Here is a 12,789-nt window from a genome sequence, read left to right as displayed (position 1 = left end):
ATGCCGTACGACCGACAGGTGCGCCGTCGCCTGCTCGCCACCGCCGCCCTCGCCCTCGTGCCCCTGCTCGGCGCCTGCGCGGCGCAGCAGTCCACCTCGATCGAGCAGCTGTCCTCCGAGCCGGTGCCGACCGAGGTCCCGGACGGCACCAAGCTGGTCTTCGCCGACCAGAACGAGGAGGTCCAGACCCTCATGAAGGCGTCCGGCGAGGGCGACGCGCTCGCCGGCGACACCGAGTTCGCGAACTTCATCGGTGGTCCGGAGATCCTCGAGGCGATCCGGGCCGACGCCGTCGACGTCGCGTACGTCGGCGACACGCCGCCGATCCAGGCCCAGGCCGCGGGCGAGCTCGTGCCGATCGTCGCCGCGGTGCACAGCAGCGCGCCGGACTACCAGTTCGCCGTCCGTCCCGGCCTCGAGGTGAACAGCCTCGAGGAGCTCGAGGGCAAGAAGATCGCGTACGCCGAGGGCACCGGCCGCCAGCCGATGGTGCTGCGCGCGCTGGCCAAGGCCGGCCTGAGCAAGGACGACGTCGAGCTCGTGCCGCTGGACGCCTCGGACTTCCCCGACGCGATCCGCAACGGCCAGGTCGACGTGGCCCCGCTCAACGAGCCGCACTTCACCCGCTACCTGGGTACCGAGGGCGCGTCGGCGGTGCCCGAGGAGGAGCTCGAGGGGCTCACCAACGGCCTGCACTACGTGTACGCGCGCGGCGACTCGCTCGCCGACCCGGCCAAGGCCGCGGCGATCCGCGACTTCGTCCAGCACTTCGTGGCGGCGTACCAGTGGTCGCTCGACAACCCCGAGGACTGGGTGCAGGCCTACCACGTCGACGCACAGCAGCTCTCCAAGGAGGAGGGCCTGAGCGTGGTCGAGGCGCAGGGCGAGGTCACCTTCCCGCCGCTCGACGACGCGCTGATCGCCCGTCAGCAGGACACGATCGACACGATCCACGACGCCGGCGAGCTGCCGGAGGAGCTCGACGCGAAGGACGAGTTCGCCACCCAGTTCGACGAGGCCGTCGCCGAGGCGGTCGAGGAGGCCGGCGCGTCGAGGGGGTCGCAGTGACCACCACCCCGATCCGCCAGCAGGAGCGCAGCCACGTCGGCACGCCGACCGGCACGACCGAGGAACGCTCGCACGTCCGCCTCGCGCGGCTCGCCCCGCGCCAGCTCGGCCCCGTCGGGCTGGCGATCGGACCGCTGGCCGCCCTCGTGCTGTGGCAGGTCAGCTCCAGCACCGGCCTGCTGCCGCCGCAGCAGCTCGCGTCGCCGTGGACGGCCGTGACGACCGGCCGGGAGATGTTCACCTCCGGCGAGCTGCTGCCGCACCTGGCGGCGTCCGCGAAGCGCGCGTACCTCGGGCTGGCCCTCGGCACCGTGCTCGGTCTCGGCCTCGCCCTGGCGTCGGGCCTGAGCCGGGCCGGCGAGGCGTCGATCGACAGCCTGGTCCAGGTCAAGCGGGCGATCCCGACGCTCGCCCTGATCCCGCTCGCGATCCTGTGGCTCGGGATCGGCGAGACCATGAAGGTCGCGGTGATCGCGACGAGCGTGCTGGTGCCGATCTACATCAACACCCACGCGGGTCTGCGCGGCATCGACCACCGGTACGTCGAGCTCGCCCAGACCACCGAGATGGGCCGCGCCGAGTTCGTGCGGCGCGTCGCGCTGCCCGGCGCCCTGCCGGGCTTCCTCACCGGCCTGCGGCTTGCCGTGACGATGTGCTGGACGGCGCTGGTCGTCCTCGAGCAGATCAACGCCACCGAGGGCATCGGCTACGTCATGAACCGGGCCCGCGACTTCGGGCAGACCGACGTGATCGTCGTCGGCCTCGTCGTCTACGCCGCCATGGGCCTGCTCTCCGACAGCGTCGTGAAGGCCGTCCAGCGGCGTGCACTCTCCTACCGGAAGGGACTCGGATCGTGAGCACCCACCATGCCCCGCCCGCCACGTCCGCCGTACACCTGCGGCGGCTGAGCCGCAGCTACGGCGAGAAGACGGCGCTGTCCGTCGACGACCTGACGATCGCGCCCGGCGAGTTCGTCTGCCTCATCGGCCGCAGCGGGTCCGGCAAGAGCACGCTGCTGCGCGCCCTGGCCGGGCTCGACAACGACGTCACCGGCAGCGGCCACATCGAGGTTCCCGAGCGCCGGTCGGTGCTCTTCCAGGACTCGCGGCTGCTGCCCTGGGCGAGCGTGGTCGACAACGTCACCCTCGGCCTCAAGGGCGAGGCGAGCCGGGTCGCCGCCCGCGACTCGCTCGCCGACGTCGGCCTGGCCGGCCGCGAGTCCGACTACCCGAGCCGGCTCTCCGGCGGCGAGCAGCAGCGCGTCGCGCTGGCGCGCTCCCTCGTCCGCGAGCCCCAGCTGCTGCTGGCCGACGAGCCGTTCGGCGCGCTCGACGCGCTCACCCGGCTGCGCATGCACGCCCTGCTGCGGCGGCTGGTCGCCGAGCACCGGCCCACCGTCGTCCTCGTGACGCACGACGTCGACGAGGCGCTCAGCCTCGGCGAGCGCGTGCTGGTGCTCGAGGACGGCCGGGTCGTCCTCGACCGCCGCCCGACCCCCCGTACCGCCCAGGACCGCCTCGACGAGCGGCAGCGGCTGCTGGCCGCGCTCGGCGTCGACGAGCGGAACGCCGACCAGCGATTGGACGTGCCTGCATGACCCGCCAGCTGCACCTGAACCTCTTCATCCACGGCCGCGGCCACCACGAGGCGTCGTGGCGGCACCCGCGCTCGACGGGCGAGGCGCTCACCGACATCGGCTACTTCCAGAAGCTGGCCACGACGGCCGAGCGCGGCAAGTTCGACTCGATGTTCCTGGCCGACCACCTCACGCTCAGCACCGAGCTCGAGCACCGCGCGGCCGCCGGGCTCGAGCCGATCACCACGCTCGCGGCGCTCGCGGGCGCGACCTCGCGCCTGGGCCTCATCGCGACCGCGTCGGCGACGTTCACCGAGCCGTTCAACCTCGCCCGCCAGTTCGCCTCCGTCGACCACATCAGCGGCGGCCGCGCCGGCTGGAACATCGTCACCTCGTGGTCGAAGGGCGTCGAGCGCAACTTCGGGCACGACGAGCCGATCCCGCACGACGAGCGCTACGTGCGCGCCCACGAGTACCTCGAGGTCGTCACCGCGCTCTGGGACAGCTGGGCCGACGACGCCGTCGTCGATGACCCGTCGACCGGCGTGTACGTCGACCGGTCGAAGATCCGCGAGATCGACCACCGCGGCACCTTCCAGCAGGTGCGCGGCCCGCTGAACCTCCCGCGCTCGCCGCAGGGCCACCCGGTGCTCGTCCAGGCCGGCTCGTCGGGTCCCGGCCGGGACTTCGCCGCCCGGTTCGCGGAGGCCGTGTTCACCGCGCACATGCACGTCGGCACCGCCCGCGAGTTCTACACCGACCTCAAGGCACGCGTCCGCGGGCGCGGCCGCGACGAGCAGTCGCTGCTCGTGCTGCCCGGCATCTCACCGATCCTCGGGTCGACCGAGGCCGAGGCCGAGCAGCTCCGTGCCGAGCTGCAGGAGCTCAGCCTGTCCTCCGTCGGCCTCGCCCACCTGTCCGCCCGGTTCGGCGGCGCCGACCTCTCGCACCTGGACCTGGAGCAGCGACTCACCACCGACGACCTGCCCGACCCCGGCAGCGTCCAGGGCGCCCAGAGCCGGGCCCGGCTGATCGCCGACTTCGTGCGCGCGGAGAAGCCGACGCTGCGCGAGCTGCTCGAGAAGCTCGCCGGAGCCCGCGGCCACTTCGTCGTGGTCGGCTCGCCGGAGAAGATCGCCGACGTCATGGAGGAGTGGTTCACCGGCGGCGCCGCCGACGGCTTCAACGTGATGCCGCCACTGCTCCCGGCCAGCCTCGATGACTTCGTGGAGTACGTCGTACCGCTGCTGCAGCGGCGCGGCCTGTTCCGGCGCGAGTACACCGGCACCACGCTGCGCGACCACTACGGCCTGGCGCGACCGGCCTCGACCTAGACGGTCAGCTCGCCGGGACCACGTTCCGCGACGACAGCGCGAACCGGCGCAGGTTGTCGGCCGCCGGGTGCCGGACCCCGGACGGCCCGCGCGCGAACTCGCGAAGCACGTTGACCGTGACCTGGCGGACGAACCGGCGGGTGCGGGACCCCAGGACGTGCGGCTGGCAGCGGGCGGCCAGCGCGCAGGTCCAGCGCAGGGTGCCGGCGTTGAAGACACCCGCGCCGGACCGGTGGCTGTAGTAGACCGACTGCGCCGAGGTGGACACCCCGCCACAGGAGTACTCCACGTGGGACAGCACCTGGAGCGGCCGCGGCGTTGCGGGGACGGGGTAGACCCGATCGGCCTCGACCCCGACCAGGTGCGGGAACGCGTCACCGCCGCGAACACCGGTGCCGACGAACCCCCACCAGCCCGGCGACACGACTCGGTACGACGCATCGACCGGGAAGCACTCGTACTGCATGCCGGTCAGGGTGTGCTCCCCGGCGCGTCGACGGGGGAGGTCGCGGAACAGACCGGTTCGGCGCGGCCCGACGACCGGGTCGAGGTGGGAGTCGGAGCGGTAGCCGACGACGACCCGGGCCGGATCGGACCCGTCGCCGTTCAGCCGGATCCTCCAGTACATGGTGTTCGCGCCGAGGAACGCGAGGTTCACGCCCCGGTCGCGGGCGCGCTCCACCGCGCGGCGCATCCGTGGGGTCCAGTACTCGTCATGCCCCATCGAGACGTACGCCCGCGCTGCTCGCAACGGATGGTGCTCGAGGTGGAGATCGAGGTTGGTCAGGTACGCCAACGGGAGCCGGGCACGCTCGGCCATCAGGACGACGGGCGCCACGCCGTACAGGAGCTCGCCGGACCCCGGTGCCGGATAGGGCCGGTCGAAGCTGACCGCCCAGCTGCGCCGGTCCCCGACGGGGCCGGTGTACAGGCTGTAGCCACCCCAGTCGTTGTAGGCCTGCCACGTCGTCACCGGCGCGACGAGGACGACCCGGCCGGCGACCGACGGCGAGCGAACGACGTACGGCACGTGTGCCTCCCAGCGCGCGGTGTGCAGCTTGAGCAGGTATACCCCTGGCAGCCACCCGTCGGTGTCCACCAGTGAGGTACGCCGCCACGGCGCCACCACGGTGCGCCGCTCCAGATCGGCGAACCGCGGCGCGGGCTGCTCATGTCCGCGCAGCGGGCCGGATCGCCAGACCACGAGGCCGGTGCCGCCGCGGTACCAGCCGAGCCGGTACGCCGTCACCCGGTACGTCCGGGCGACGGTGGAGACCCGCAGGTCCACCGGCACGCCCGGGAGCGCGCTCGCCCGCGTGGTGAACCCGGCGATCTGTCCCTCGCGGGCCGGGTGCCGCAGTCGCCACCGCTGGGTACCGCGCAGCGATGACGTCCGCTCCCACTCCTGAAGGCCCGGCACACTGGTCGGCGGTGGGGCGCCCGCGGCGCCGATCACCCCGCGGCCTCGGGTGTCGCCTTCGACCGGCCCCCGAATCAGGGTCGTGCTCGTGCACGCGCCGAGCGCGAGCAGTCCGACCAGGCCGAGCGGGCCGTAGCCACGGGGGCGGCGCATCCGGCCGACACATCGGTGCTCCCCCGTCATGGCCGTCCCTCCCCCTCGTCGAGCCGAGGCCGGGGGTGCGCCGTGCCTTGACCACAGGGTGTGGCGCCAACGGCACCCGGACAATCAGCAACATGACGTATCCGTCGGCCCGTCGAGCCGAGGCGCCCCGTGCGACCCGACTGGCCCAGGTGGCGGATCCGGGAGCATGCGCGTAACGTCGAAGAGCCGAGAGTTCTTAGCGCGTGTCAAATAGCCGGCACCCTCCTTCCGGTGAACCACGAGAGAAGCCCGCCAGACCGCGCGGCTTCGGAATCCGGACATGCCGCATGGCCGTATCGTCCCCACCCACCTCGCCCGATCCCTCACCGTCTCCGATGCGGTCGTCCGCCGGACTGCACCTGGAGACCCTGTTCCCCGACGCGTCGACCACCTGGCTCGTGTTCCACGGAGAGGCCGACCTGGCCACCCGGGACACGCTGCACGACCAGCTGGCGTCGGCGGCACGGCTCGACGCCAGGTTGGTGCACCTGCACCTGGCGGACCTGACGTTCGCCGACGCGCACGCCGTCATGGACCTGTCCGACTTCGCCGACGGCGCCCGTGGCCGCGGCGCGACGGTCGTCGCGTGCGACCCGACGGCACTCCTGCGCCGACTCGCCGGCCTCCTCGGCGTCGCGCTGGCACTCGGCGTCCGCTAGCGGGCTGGTTCCTTCGCCGGCCGGCCCTTTCGCGACGTCATCGCGGCGGTCCGTGTCCTCACCGACCGACAAACCCGCGCACGGCGAACACCGCACGACGTGCGTCACCGGTCAACGGACGGTGTTGCTCGCGAGCATCTCCGACGTCGCTGAGCTCAGGACGGTGTGTTCGTCAGCACCTCGGGCCCACGTGGGTCCGGCTGGTCTCGATCTTCGAGCAGCCGGTCCAGCACGAGGCCGGACAGCGCGGTGAACACGAGTGCCCCGGGCAACGCGAAGATCGTCAGGTGTTCGCTGAGTCGGTTCTCGCCGACGGTGCTGACCACCCAGCCGAGCGGCCAGAGCCCGGTCACCGCGACGGCCCACAGCCACCGAAGCCGTGTGCGCGGAGGCAGGGCGAACGTCTGGGCGGTGCCGAGCACCATGCCGGAGACCAGGCCCATCAGCGCGACGTACTGGAGTGTCGTGCCGTACTCGGCGTTGGCGGCGCCCAACGCCAAACCGACCCCCATGCCGACCGTGGTGGCCACGATCCACCGGCGCGGGTCGAGCCGGCCCCTGCCGGCCAGCACCTGTGCCACGCCGATGACGAATCCCGCGACGGATCCACCCAGGAGGGCGGCGAGGGCGCCGTCGGCCGGGCCGGCCGCCGCCGTCCCGGCGAGTCCCGCGACAGGGAAGGCGAGGAAGGAAGCAGTCCAGATGGCCCAACGACGCAGCGATGTGTCAGCGACGTGGCTCATCGCGAGGAGGGCGTGCCTGCGCCAGGGTTGTCGCACGAGGCTGCTCGGCTCTCGACGACCGAGACGGTCCCACGCAGCGGCGCCGGGTGCAGGCGTCTGAAGCTGAGGTGGACGGGTGGTGACGCGGGGATGGACGTCATGACGACGTCGCCTTTCCACCGACGATGAGAGTTGCTCCAGTCAGAGCCGCTCAACGGTCCGGTCAGACCAGGGTACCGCCGACGTGACAGCGTGACGTTGGACATCCGGTGTGACCTGCCGATACACGCGTACTCTGGTGCTGTCGGACCGTCGAGCCAACCGCACGGGCTGCTCTCATCACCGGCAGGAAAGGTGGCGGTCGGGATGATCATCGACTTCCACGAGTCCGCGGATGAGTTCCGTGGCATCGGCATCTCCGGACGCGAGTGGCGCATCACGCCCGCTTTCACCGGGTGGCGTCTCGAGTTCACCGACCCCGGTGACGCCGCGCCCACGTTCGCCGGCGTGCACGTCTCCGTCACCGCGGCAAAGGCGGAGGCGAACACTCCGCCGTTCACCCGACGACGGCGGTAGCGACGAGGCGTTCGACCAGGAGGACAGATGACGCCGAACCAGGGTGGGAGTGCGACCTCGTCCGAGCCGCCCCGGTGGGCGCTCGACCAGGCAGCGGCCGAGGTCGACGCAGGCGAGTCGATCGTGGATCACGCGTGGGCGCTCGTGCACGCGCAGCAGCAGAGGTACGACGAGAGACACGATCAGTACGACGACCCGGACGAAGGCGGCGAGGGCTGAGCCGGCCGCCTGCAGGCGATCCACTGGACCCAGCCGCCCTCGCCCGGTAGCGGACTGTCAGTGGACGTGTGCGGGCGGTACGCGCGCATCGTTCGCCACTGGCGGGCGATCCGCTGCTGAGTCGCGCGACCACCAGCGGCCCGCCAGAACGCGCGGCACACTCATCCGGCGCGACCCGGCTCGGGTCGGGGCCCCTAGACTCGTGCTCGGCGTGGGACGTGCAGCTCGGAACCACCCGGGTGTTGGCCCGATGTTTCCCGACTGTCATTCCTACCCCCGCCCTCGTAGCTCAGCTGGATAGAGCGTCGGACTTCTAATCCGGTGGTCGCAGGTTCGAGTCCTGCCGGGGGCGCTGCCAGCGAACCAGCACCCACCCCCTGGAGGCAGAGCCGTGCGCGCAGTCGTCGTCGAGCAGACCGGTGGCCCCGAGGCGATGCAGGTGGTCGAGCGACCGGCGCCCGAGCCGGGGCCCGGCCAGGTCACGGTCGACGTGGCCGCGAGCGGCGTCAACTTCATCGACGTCTACCAGCGCACCGGCGCGTACCCGAAGGACCTGCCGTTCGTGGTGGGCTCCGAGGGTGCCGGCACGGTCACGGCCGTCGGCGAGGGCGTCGACGGCGTCGCCGTGGGTGACCGGGTCGCCTGGGCGATGGTCGACGGCGGCGGGTACGCCGAGGCGACCGTGCTGGCGGCCGAGCGCGCCGTGCGGGTCCCCGACGGCGTCGACCTCGAGGTCGCGGCGGCGGCGATGCTGCAGGGCATGACCGCGCACTACCTGTGCGAGACGACCTTCCCCGCCGGGCCGGAGCACACCGCCCTGGTGCACGCCGCGGCCGGCGGCGTCGGCCTGCTGCTGACCCAGATGCTCGCGACCAAAGGGACGCGCGTCATCGCGACGACCGGCACCGAGGAGAAGGCGGCGCTGGCCCGCGCCGCCGGCGCGGACGAGGTCGTGCTGTACCGCGACACCGACCTCGTCGAGGAGGTGCGACGAGTGACCGACGGAGACGGCGTCCACGTCGTCTACGACGGCGTCGGCCGGACCACGTTCGACGACGGCCTCACCCTGCTGCGCACGCGCGGCATGATGGTGCTGTACGGCGCGTCGTCCGGGCCGGTCCCGCCGATGGACCCGCAGCTGCTCAACCGGCAGGGGTCGCTGTTCCTGACCCGCCCCACTCTCGGGCACTACATCGCCGACCGGGCGGAGCTCCTGGAGCGGGCCGGCGCCGTGCTCGGGCAGGTGGCCGCGGGCACGCTCGACGTCCGCATCGGCGGGCGCTACCCCCTCGCGGACGCGGGCCGGGCCCACGAGGACCTGGAGGCTCGTCGTACCACCGGCAAGCTGCTGGTCCTCCCCCGCGACTGACGGGTCCTAGCGTTCCCGCTCCTGCCAGGCGGCGAGATAGCCGGAGATCTCGCCGGCGAGCTCGGCCTTCCCGTCGTCGGGCAGGAACGACGCACGCACCGTGTTGGTGGCCAGGTCCGCGACGCCGGCCTCGTCGAGGTCGAGCAGGCCGGCCGCGATCTCGTACTCGCGGGTGAGCGTGGTGCCGAACATCGGCGGGTCGTCGCTGTTGATCGTGACGAACACCCCGGCGTCGTGCATCTGCCTGATCGGGTGCTCCTCGAGCGAGGCGACCGCCCGGGTCGCGATGTTGGACGTCGGGCAGACCTCGAGCGGGATCTGGTGCTCGACGAGGTGCTCGACCAGTCGTGGGTCCTGCACCGCCGACGTGCCGTGCCCGATGCGCTCGGCGCCGAGGTGCTCGAGCGCGTCCCAGATCGTCTGCGGGCCCGTCGTCTCCCCGGCGTGCGGCACGCTGCGCAGGCCTGCGGCGCGGGCGCGCGCGAAGACGTCACGGAACTGCGGCCGGTCGACCCCGATCTCCGGGCCGCCGAGCCCGAAGCCGATGAGGCTGTCGGGCGCGTGCTCGAGCGCGTAGCCGACCGTTGCCTCCGCGGCGGGCAGCCCGAACTCGCCGGGGATGTCGTAGACCCAGCGCAGCGTGATCCCCAGGTCGCGCTCGGCGGCCACCCGGGCGTCCTCGACCGCGTCGACGAAGGCCTCGATCGGGACCCCGGCCAGCACGGAGGTGTACGGCGTCAGCGTGAGCTCGGCGTACCGGACGTTCTGCGCCGCCATCTCGCGCGCTACCTCGAAGGTGAGCAGCCGGACGTCCTCGGGCTCGCGGATCAGGTCGACGACGGCGAGGTAGACCTCGACGAAGTGTGCGAAGTCGCGGAACCGGTAGAACTCGCGGAGCGCGTCGAGGTCGCTCGGCACCGTGCCCGGGTGGCGGGCGGCCAGCTCGGCGACGATCCGCGGCGACGCCGAACCGACGTGGTGGACGTGGATCTCGGCCTTCGGCAGGCCGGCGATGAAGGTGGCGAGGTCGTCGCTCTCGGGACGGGCGGACGGTTCGGACATGGCGACCATCCTGCCGCGTGAGAAGGGCCACGCCGCGCCGGGGTGTCGTGCGGCGTCGGACCGGGCACCTGGGGTACAAAAGGTGGGGCCCCGCAAAGTATGAGTTTGCGGGGCCTCGGCTTTGTCCGGGAGGCGACGCTCCCGCACTCACGGCCGGTCCGGTCGATCCGCGGCCTCGTCACTGGCCGGTCCGGCGGATCTCTCCGCCGGCGTGGATCCCGTCTCCGTCCGATCCCGCCTCCGGGTTGCCCCGGCGGCGTGGGAGATTTCTATCCCGGTCACGGGGGCGTCACAAGGGGTTCGACAGAACTTTCTCCCCTTTTCCGGGCGCCCGCGGCGTGTCGAGCTGGACACGCCGCGCGCCTCGGTCGTGTCCCCAGGCGTTGTCCCCAGGATCCACAGGTCAGCCGGCCTGCGCGGCCTCGACGGCCTTCTGCAGCTCGGTCACCAGCTCGTCGGTCGTCGTGTACTCGAGGGTCGTCCCGTCGACCTGGACGGTCGGCGTGGAGGAGACGCCGTCCTTGTTCGCGGCGTCGGTCGCGTTGACCACCCAGCCCTCGAAGGCGCGGTCCTCGATCGGCGCGCGCACCGTCGCCTCGGCGGCCCCGGACTCCACCGCGTACTTCACGAGCTGGTCGTCGGAGAGACCGTCGGAGCCCTCGGCGGGCTGGTGCTCGTAGAGCTTGTCGTGGAACGCGAGCGCGGCGTCGGTGCCGGCCGTGTCCAGCACCGCGCCGAGGGCGTTCATCGCGCGGGTGGAGTAGTCGGTGCCGTTGGAGGCGCGGTCGAGGAACGAGATGACCCGGTACTCGACCTTGACGTCACCGCTGTCGACGAGCGAGTCGAGGGTGTCGCGGGAGGCGGCCTCGAACTGCCCGCAGTACGGGCACATGAAGTCCTCGTAGACCGTCACGGTCACCTGCGCGCCGGCGTCACCGCGGACGAGGGCGTACTCGTCGGTGATCCCACTCGGCGGAGCCGCGGTCTCGCCGGTGGCGTCGCGGGAGGACTGGACGGCGTACCCGATCCCGCCGACCAGGAGGAGCACCACGAAGACCGCGATCCCGACGACCACGTTGCGGCGGCGGCGCTCGGCCCGCTCCTGCTCGCGGCGGACGGCGGCTGCCTTCTCGCGGGTGGCGAGCGTCTCTGCCCGTCTGGTGGCGTTGGACTTCTTCTTGGACATTCCTGCTCTTCCTAGCTGTCGGAGACCGGGTCTCCGTCGTACGTCGGGGCGAAGACGATGTTGTCGAGGGCGGCGGGCGTGCCCGGCCGCCAGACGAGGTACAGCGACGCGAGCATCAGCGCCGCGTCGCGGGCGATCTCCCAGGGGTATGCGGCGGTGGCGTTCTCGACGGGCCCGCCTCCCCCGCCGAAGCAGCCGCACTCGATCGAGAGCCCGCGTGCCCAGGCCGAGGCGATGCCGACGACGAACGCGCCCATCAGCACCGCTGACACGACCGCGGCCGGCCGGGTCAGCAGGCCCAGCAGCAGGCAGAGCCCGACCAGGATCTCGAGCACGGGCAGCGAGTGCCCGACGAATGGCACCACCGCCTCGGGCAGGAGCTGGTAGTTGCGGACGGCGCGGACGCTCTCGGTGGGGTCGGGAAGCTTCAACGCGCCCGCGACGATCCACACGCCGCCGACCACGAGGCGTGCCAACACCCCCACCCATCGCATACCGGCAGGGTAGGAAGGCGGTCTGAGAGAAGCCTGAGGCCGAGGTCCCGGGGTCGACGGGACGGAGGTCCCGATCTCGGGTCGAGTAGCCTCCTACGCGTGAACGACCGTCTGGTGTGGATCGACTGCGAGATGACCGGCCTCGACCTCGGCGCTGACGCGCTGATCGAGGTGGCGGCCCTCGTCACCGACTTCGAGCTCAACGTGCTCGGCGAGGGGATCGACGTCGTCGTGAAGCCCCCGCCGGAGGCGCTCGACCAGATGGTCGACTTCGTCCGGAACATGCACACGTCCTCGGGCCTGCTCGAGCAGCTCGACGGCGGCGTGACCCTGGAGGAGGCCGAGCAGCAGGTGCTCGCCTACATCCGCGAGCACTGCCCCGAGGGCAGCCGCCCGCCGCTGGCCGGGAACACGGTGGCCACCGACCGGTCGTTCCTCGCCCGGGACATGCCCGACCTGGAGGCATACCTGCACTACCGGATCGTCGACGTGTCCTCGATCAAGGAGCTGGCGCGGCGCTGGTACCCGCGGGCGTACTTCAACTCCCCCGCCAAGTCCGGCAACCACCGTGCGCTGGCCGACATCCAGGAGAGCATCGAGGAGCTGCGCTACTACCGCGCGGCCGTCTTCGTGCCGCCGCCCGGCCCGGACACCGACACCGCGAAGTCGCTCGCGGCCGAGCACGGCGGCTCCTTGACGGGCGTCGTCCCCGGGTCCGACGCCCCCGGCGAGAGCACGACCTGAGAACCGGTACACTTTCTGCCGCATGGTGGGCGTAGCTCAGTTGGTAGAGCGCTGCGTTGTGGTCGCAGATGTCGCGGGTTCAAGTCCCGTCGTTCACCCCACTCGTGCACGGGGCCCCGTCGATCGAGACGGGGCCCCGCGCCTTTCCGGGGCGGACTCAGCGCCGACGGCACGTTC

14 protein-coding genes and 2 tRNA genes are annotated in these 12,789 nt (G+C 72.1%); 11 read left to right on the top strand and 5 right to left on the bottom strand.

The genetic code is table 11. From position 1 onward, the window contains the following. The 4 genes from ETU37_RS08960 to ETU37_RS08945 are packed head-to-tail and all read left to right on the top strand — an operon-like array spanning window position 1 to window position 3,978. Complete coding sequence (locus ETU37_RS08960) at window positions 1-1,068, top strand: ABC transporter substrate-binding protein (RefSeq protein ID WP_129986864.1); 1,068 nt, start codon at window positions 1-3, stop codon at window positions 1,066-1,068. After that, window positions 1,065-1,925: an ABC transporter permease gene (locus ETU37_RS08955; RefSeq protein ID WP_240755631.1), complete on the top strand. Its 861-nt coding sequence runs from the start codon at window positions 1,065-1,067 to the stop codon at window positions 1,923-1,925. The genes ETU37_RS08960 and ETU37_RS08955 overlap by 4 nt, the downstream gene beginning before the upstream one ends. Beyond that, window positions 1,922-2,665: an ABC transporter ATP-binding protein gene (locus ETU37_RS08950; protein WP_240755630.1), complete on the top strand. Its 744-nt coding sequence runs from the start codon at window positions 1,922-1,924 to the stop codon at window positions 2,663-2,665. The genes ETU37_RS08955 and ETU37_RS08950 overlap by 4 nt, the downstream gene beginning before the upstream one ends. After that, window positions 2,662-3,978 (top strand): LLM class flavin-dependent oxidoreductase, encoded by a 1,317-nt coding sequence (locus ETU37_RS08945; RefSeq protein WP_129986863.1) that lies wholly within the window; start codon window positions 2,662-2,664, stop codon window positions 3,976-3,978. The genes ETU37_RS08950 and ETU37_RS08945 overlap by 4 nt, the downstream gene beginning before the upstream one ends. A 4-nt stretch (window positions 3,979-3,982) precedes the next feature. Here ETU37_RS08945 and ETU37_RS08940 read toward each other — a convergent pair whose 3' ends face one another. After that, window positions 3,983-5,551, bottom strand: a complete 1,569-nt coding sequence (locus tag ETU37_RS08940; RefSeq protein WP_129986862.1) for a N,N-dimethylformamidase beta subunit family domain-containing protein — start codon at window positions 5,549-5,551, stop codon at window positions 3,983-3,985. A gap of 365 nt (window positions 5,552-5,916) precedes the next feature. Here ETU37_RS08940 and ETU37_RS08935 point away from each other — a divergent pair, with 365 nt between their 5' ends. Beyond that, window positions 5,917-6,240 (top strand): hypothetical protein, encoded by a 324-nt coding sequence (locus ETU37_RS08935; protein WP_129986861.1) that lies wholly within the window; start codon window positions 5,917-5,919, stop codon window positions 6,238-6,240. Window positions 6,241-6,395: 155 nt separating this feature from the next. Here ETU37_RS08935 and ETU37_RS08930 read toward each other — a convergent pair whose 3' ends face one another. Further along, window positions 6,396-6,983, bottom strand: coding sequence for a hypothetical protein (locus ETU37_RS08930; protein WP_129986860.1), 588 nt, complete (start codon window positions 6,981-6,983; stop codon window positions 6,396-6,398). A gap of 231 nt (window positions 6,984-7,214) precedes the next feature. On the opposite strand from ETU37_RS08930, the gene ETU37_RS08925 reads away from it, so the two are divergent. The 4 genes from ETU37_RS08925 (at window position 7,215) to ETU37_RS08910 (ending at window position 9,126) form a co-directional block, all read left to right on the top strand. Beyond that, window positions 7,215-7,538: a hypothetical protein gene (locus tag ETU37_RS08925; protein ID WP_129986859.1), complete on the top strand. Its 324-nt coding sequence runs from the start codon at window positions 7,215-7,217 to the stop codon at window positions 7,536-7,538. A gap of 27 nt (window positions 7,539-7,565) precedes the next feature. Further along, window positions 7,566-7,757, top strand: a complete 192-nt coding sequence (locus ETU37_RS08920) for a hypothetical protein (RefSeq protein WP_129986858.1) — start codon at window positions 7,566-7,568, stop codon at window positions 7,755-7,757. Between the two features lie 278 nt (window positions 7,758-8,035). Beyond that, a tRNA-Arg gene (locus ETU37_RS08915) sits at window positions 8,036-8,109 on the top strand. Between the two features lie 39 nt (window positions 8,110-8,148). Further along, window positions 8,149-9,126, top strand: a complete 978-nt coding sequence (locus ETU37_RS08910; RefSeq protein ID WP_129986857.1) for a quinone oxidoreductase family protein — start codon at window positions 8,149-8,151, stop codon at window positions 9,124-9,126. 6 nt (window positions 9,127-9,132) lie between these two features. On the opposite strand, the gene ETU37_RS08905 is transcribed toward ETU37_RS08910, so the two are convergent. The 3 genes from ETU37_RS08905 to ETU37_RS08895 form a co-directional block, all read right to left on the bottom strand. Further along, a complete protein-coding gene (locus ETU37_RS08905) occupies window positions 9,133-10,188 on the bottom strand; it encodes an adenosine deaminase (RefSeq protein ID WP_129986856.1) in 1,056 nt (351 codons plus the stop codon). A 403-nt stretch (window positions 10,189-10,591) separates the two neighbouring features. After that, on the bottom strand, window positions 10,592-11,374 hold the full coding sequence (locus ETU37_RS08900; RefSeq protein WP_129986855.1) for a DsbA family protein: 783 nt from the start codon (window positions 11,372-11,374) through the stop codon (window positions 10,592-10,594). Between the two features lie 11 nt (window positions 11,375-11,385). Beyond that, window positions 11,386-11,868, bottom strand: a complete 483-nt coding sequence (locus ETU37_RS08895; protein ID WP_129986854.1) for a MauE/DoxX family redox-associated membrane protein — start codon at window positions 11,866-11,868, stop codon at window positions 11,386-11,388. Window positions 11,869-11,967: 99 nt separating this feature from the next. On the opposite strand from ETU37_RS08895, the gene orn reads away from it, so the two are divergent. Both orn and ETU37_RS08885 read left to right on the top strand, forming a co-directional pair. Next, entirely contained in the window at window positions 11,968-12,612 is a 645-nt protein-coding gene (gene orn, locus ETU37_RS08890) for an oligoribonuclease (protein ID WP_129986853.1), read from the top strand. A 25-nt stretch (window positions 12,613-12,637) separates the two neighbouring features. Then, window positions 12,638-12,713 (top strand) — tRNA-His (locus ETU37_RS08885). Window positions 12,714-12,789: the final 76 nt, after the last annotated feature.

This window comes from Nocardioides iriomotensis (genome assembly GCF_004168035.1).
Classification (GTDB): Bacteria; Actinomycetota; Actinomycetes; order Propionibacteriales; family Nocardioidaceae; genus Nocardioides_B; species Nocardioides_B iriomotensis.
The sequence above is the reverse complement of the archived record's forward strand: the minus strand, read 5'-3'. Positions and strand labels throughout refer to the sequence as shown.

What these genes read in the sequence shown, in the direction of transcription:
- ETU37_RS08960 (WP_129986864.1), top strand. Translation starts at nt 1, where the DNA reads ATGCCGTACGACCGACAGGTGCGCCGTCGCCTGCTCGCCACCGCCGCC.
- ETU37_RS08945 (WP_129986863.1), top strand. Translation starts at nt 2,662, where the DNA reads ATGACCCGCCAGCTGCACCTGAACCTCTTCATCCACGGCCGCGGCCAC.
- ETU37_RS08940 (WP_129986862.1), bottom strand. Translation starts at nt 5,551, where the DNA reads ATGCGCCGCCCCCGTGGCTACGGCCCGCTCGGCCTGGTCGGACTGCTC.
- ETU37_RS08935 (WP_129986861.1), top strand. Translation starts at nt 5,917, where the DNA reads ATGCGGTCGTCCGCCGGACTGCACCTGGAGACCCTGTTCCCCGACGCG.
- ETU37_RS08930 (WP_129986860.1), bottom strand. Translation starts at nt 6,983, where the DNA reads ATGAGCCACGTCGCTGACACATCGCTGCGTCGTTGGGCCATCTGGACT.
- ETU37_RS08920 (WP_129986858.1), top strand. Translation starts at nt 7,566, where the DNA reads ATGACGCCGAACCAGGGTGGGAGTGCGACCTCGTCCGAGCCGCCCCGG.
- ETU37_RS08905 (WP_129986856.1), bottom strand. Translation starts at nt 10,188, where the DNA reads ATGTCCGAACCGTCCGCCCGTCCCGAGAGCGACGACCTCGCCACCTTC.
- ETU37_RS08900 (WP_129986855.1), bottom strand. Translation starts at nt 11,374, where the DNA reads ATGTCCAAGAAGAAGTCCAACGCCACCAGACGGGCAGAGACGCTCGCC.
- ETU37_RS08895 (WP_129986854.1), bottom strand. Translation starts at nt 11,868, where the DNA reads ATGCGATGGGTGGGGGTGTTGGCACGCCTCGTGGTCGGCGGCGTGTGG.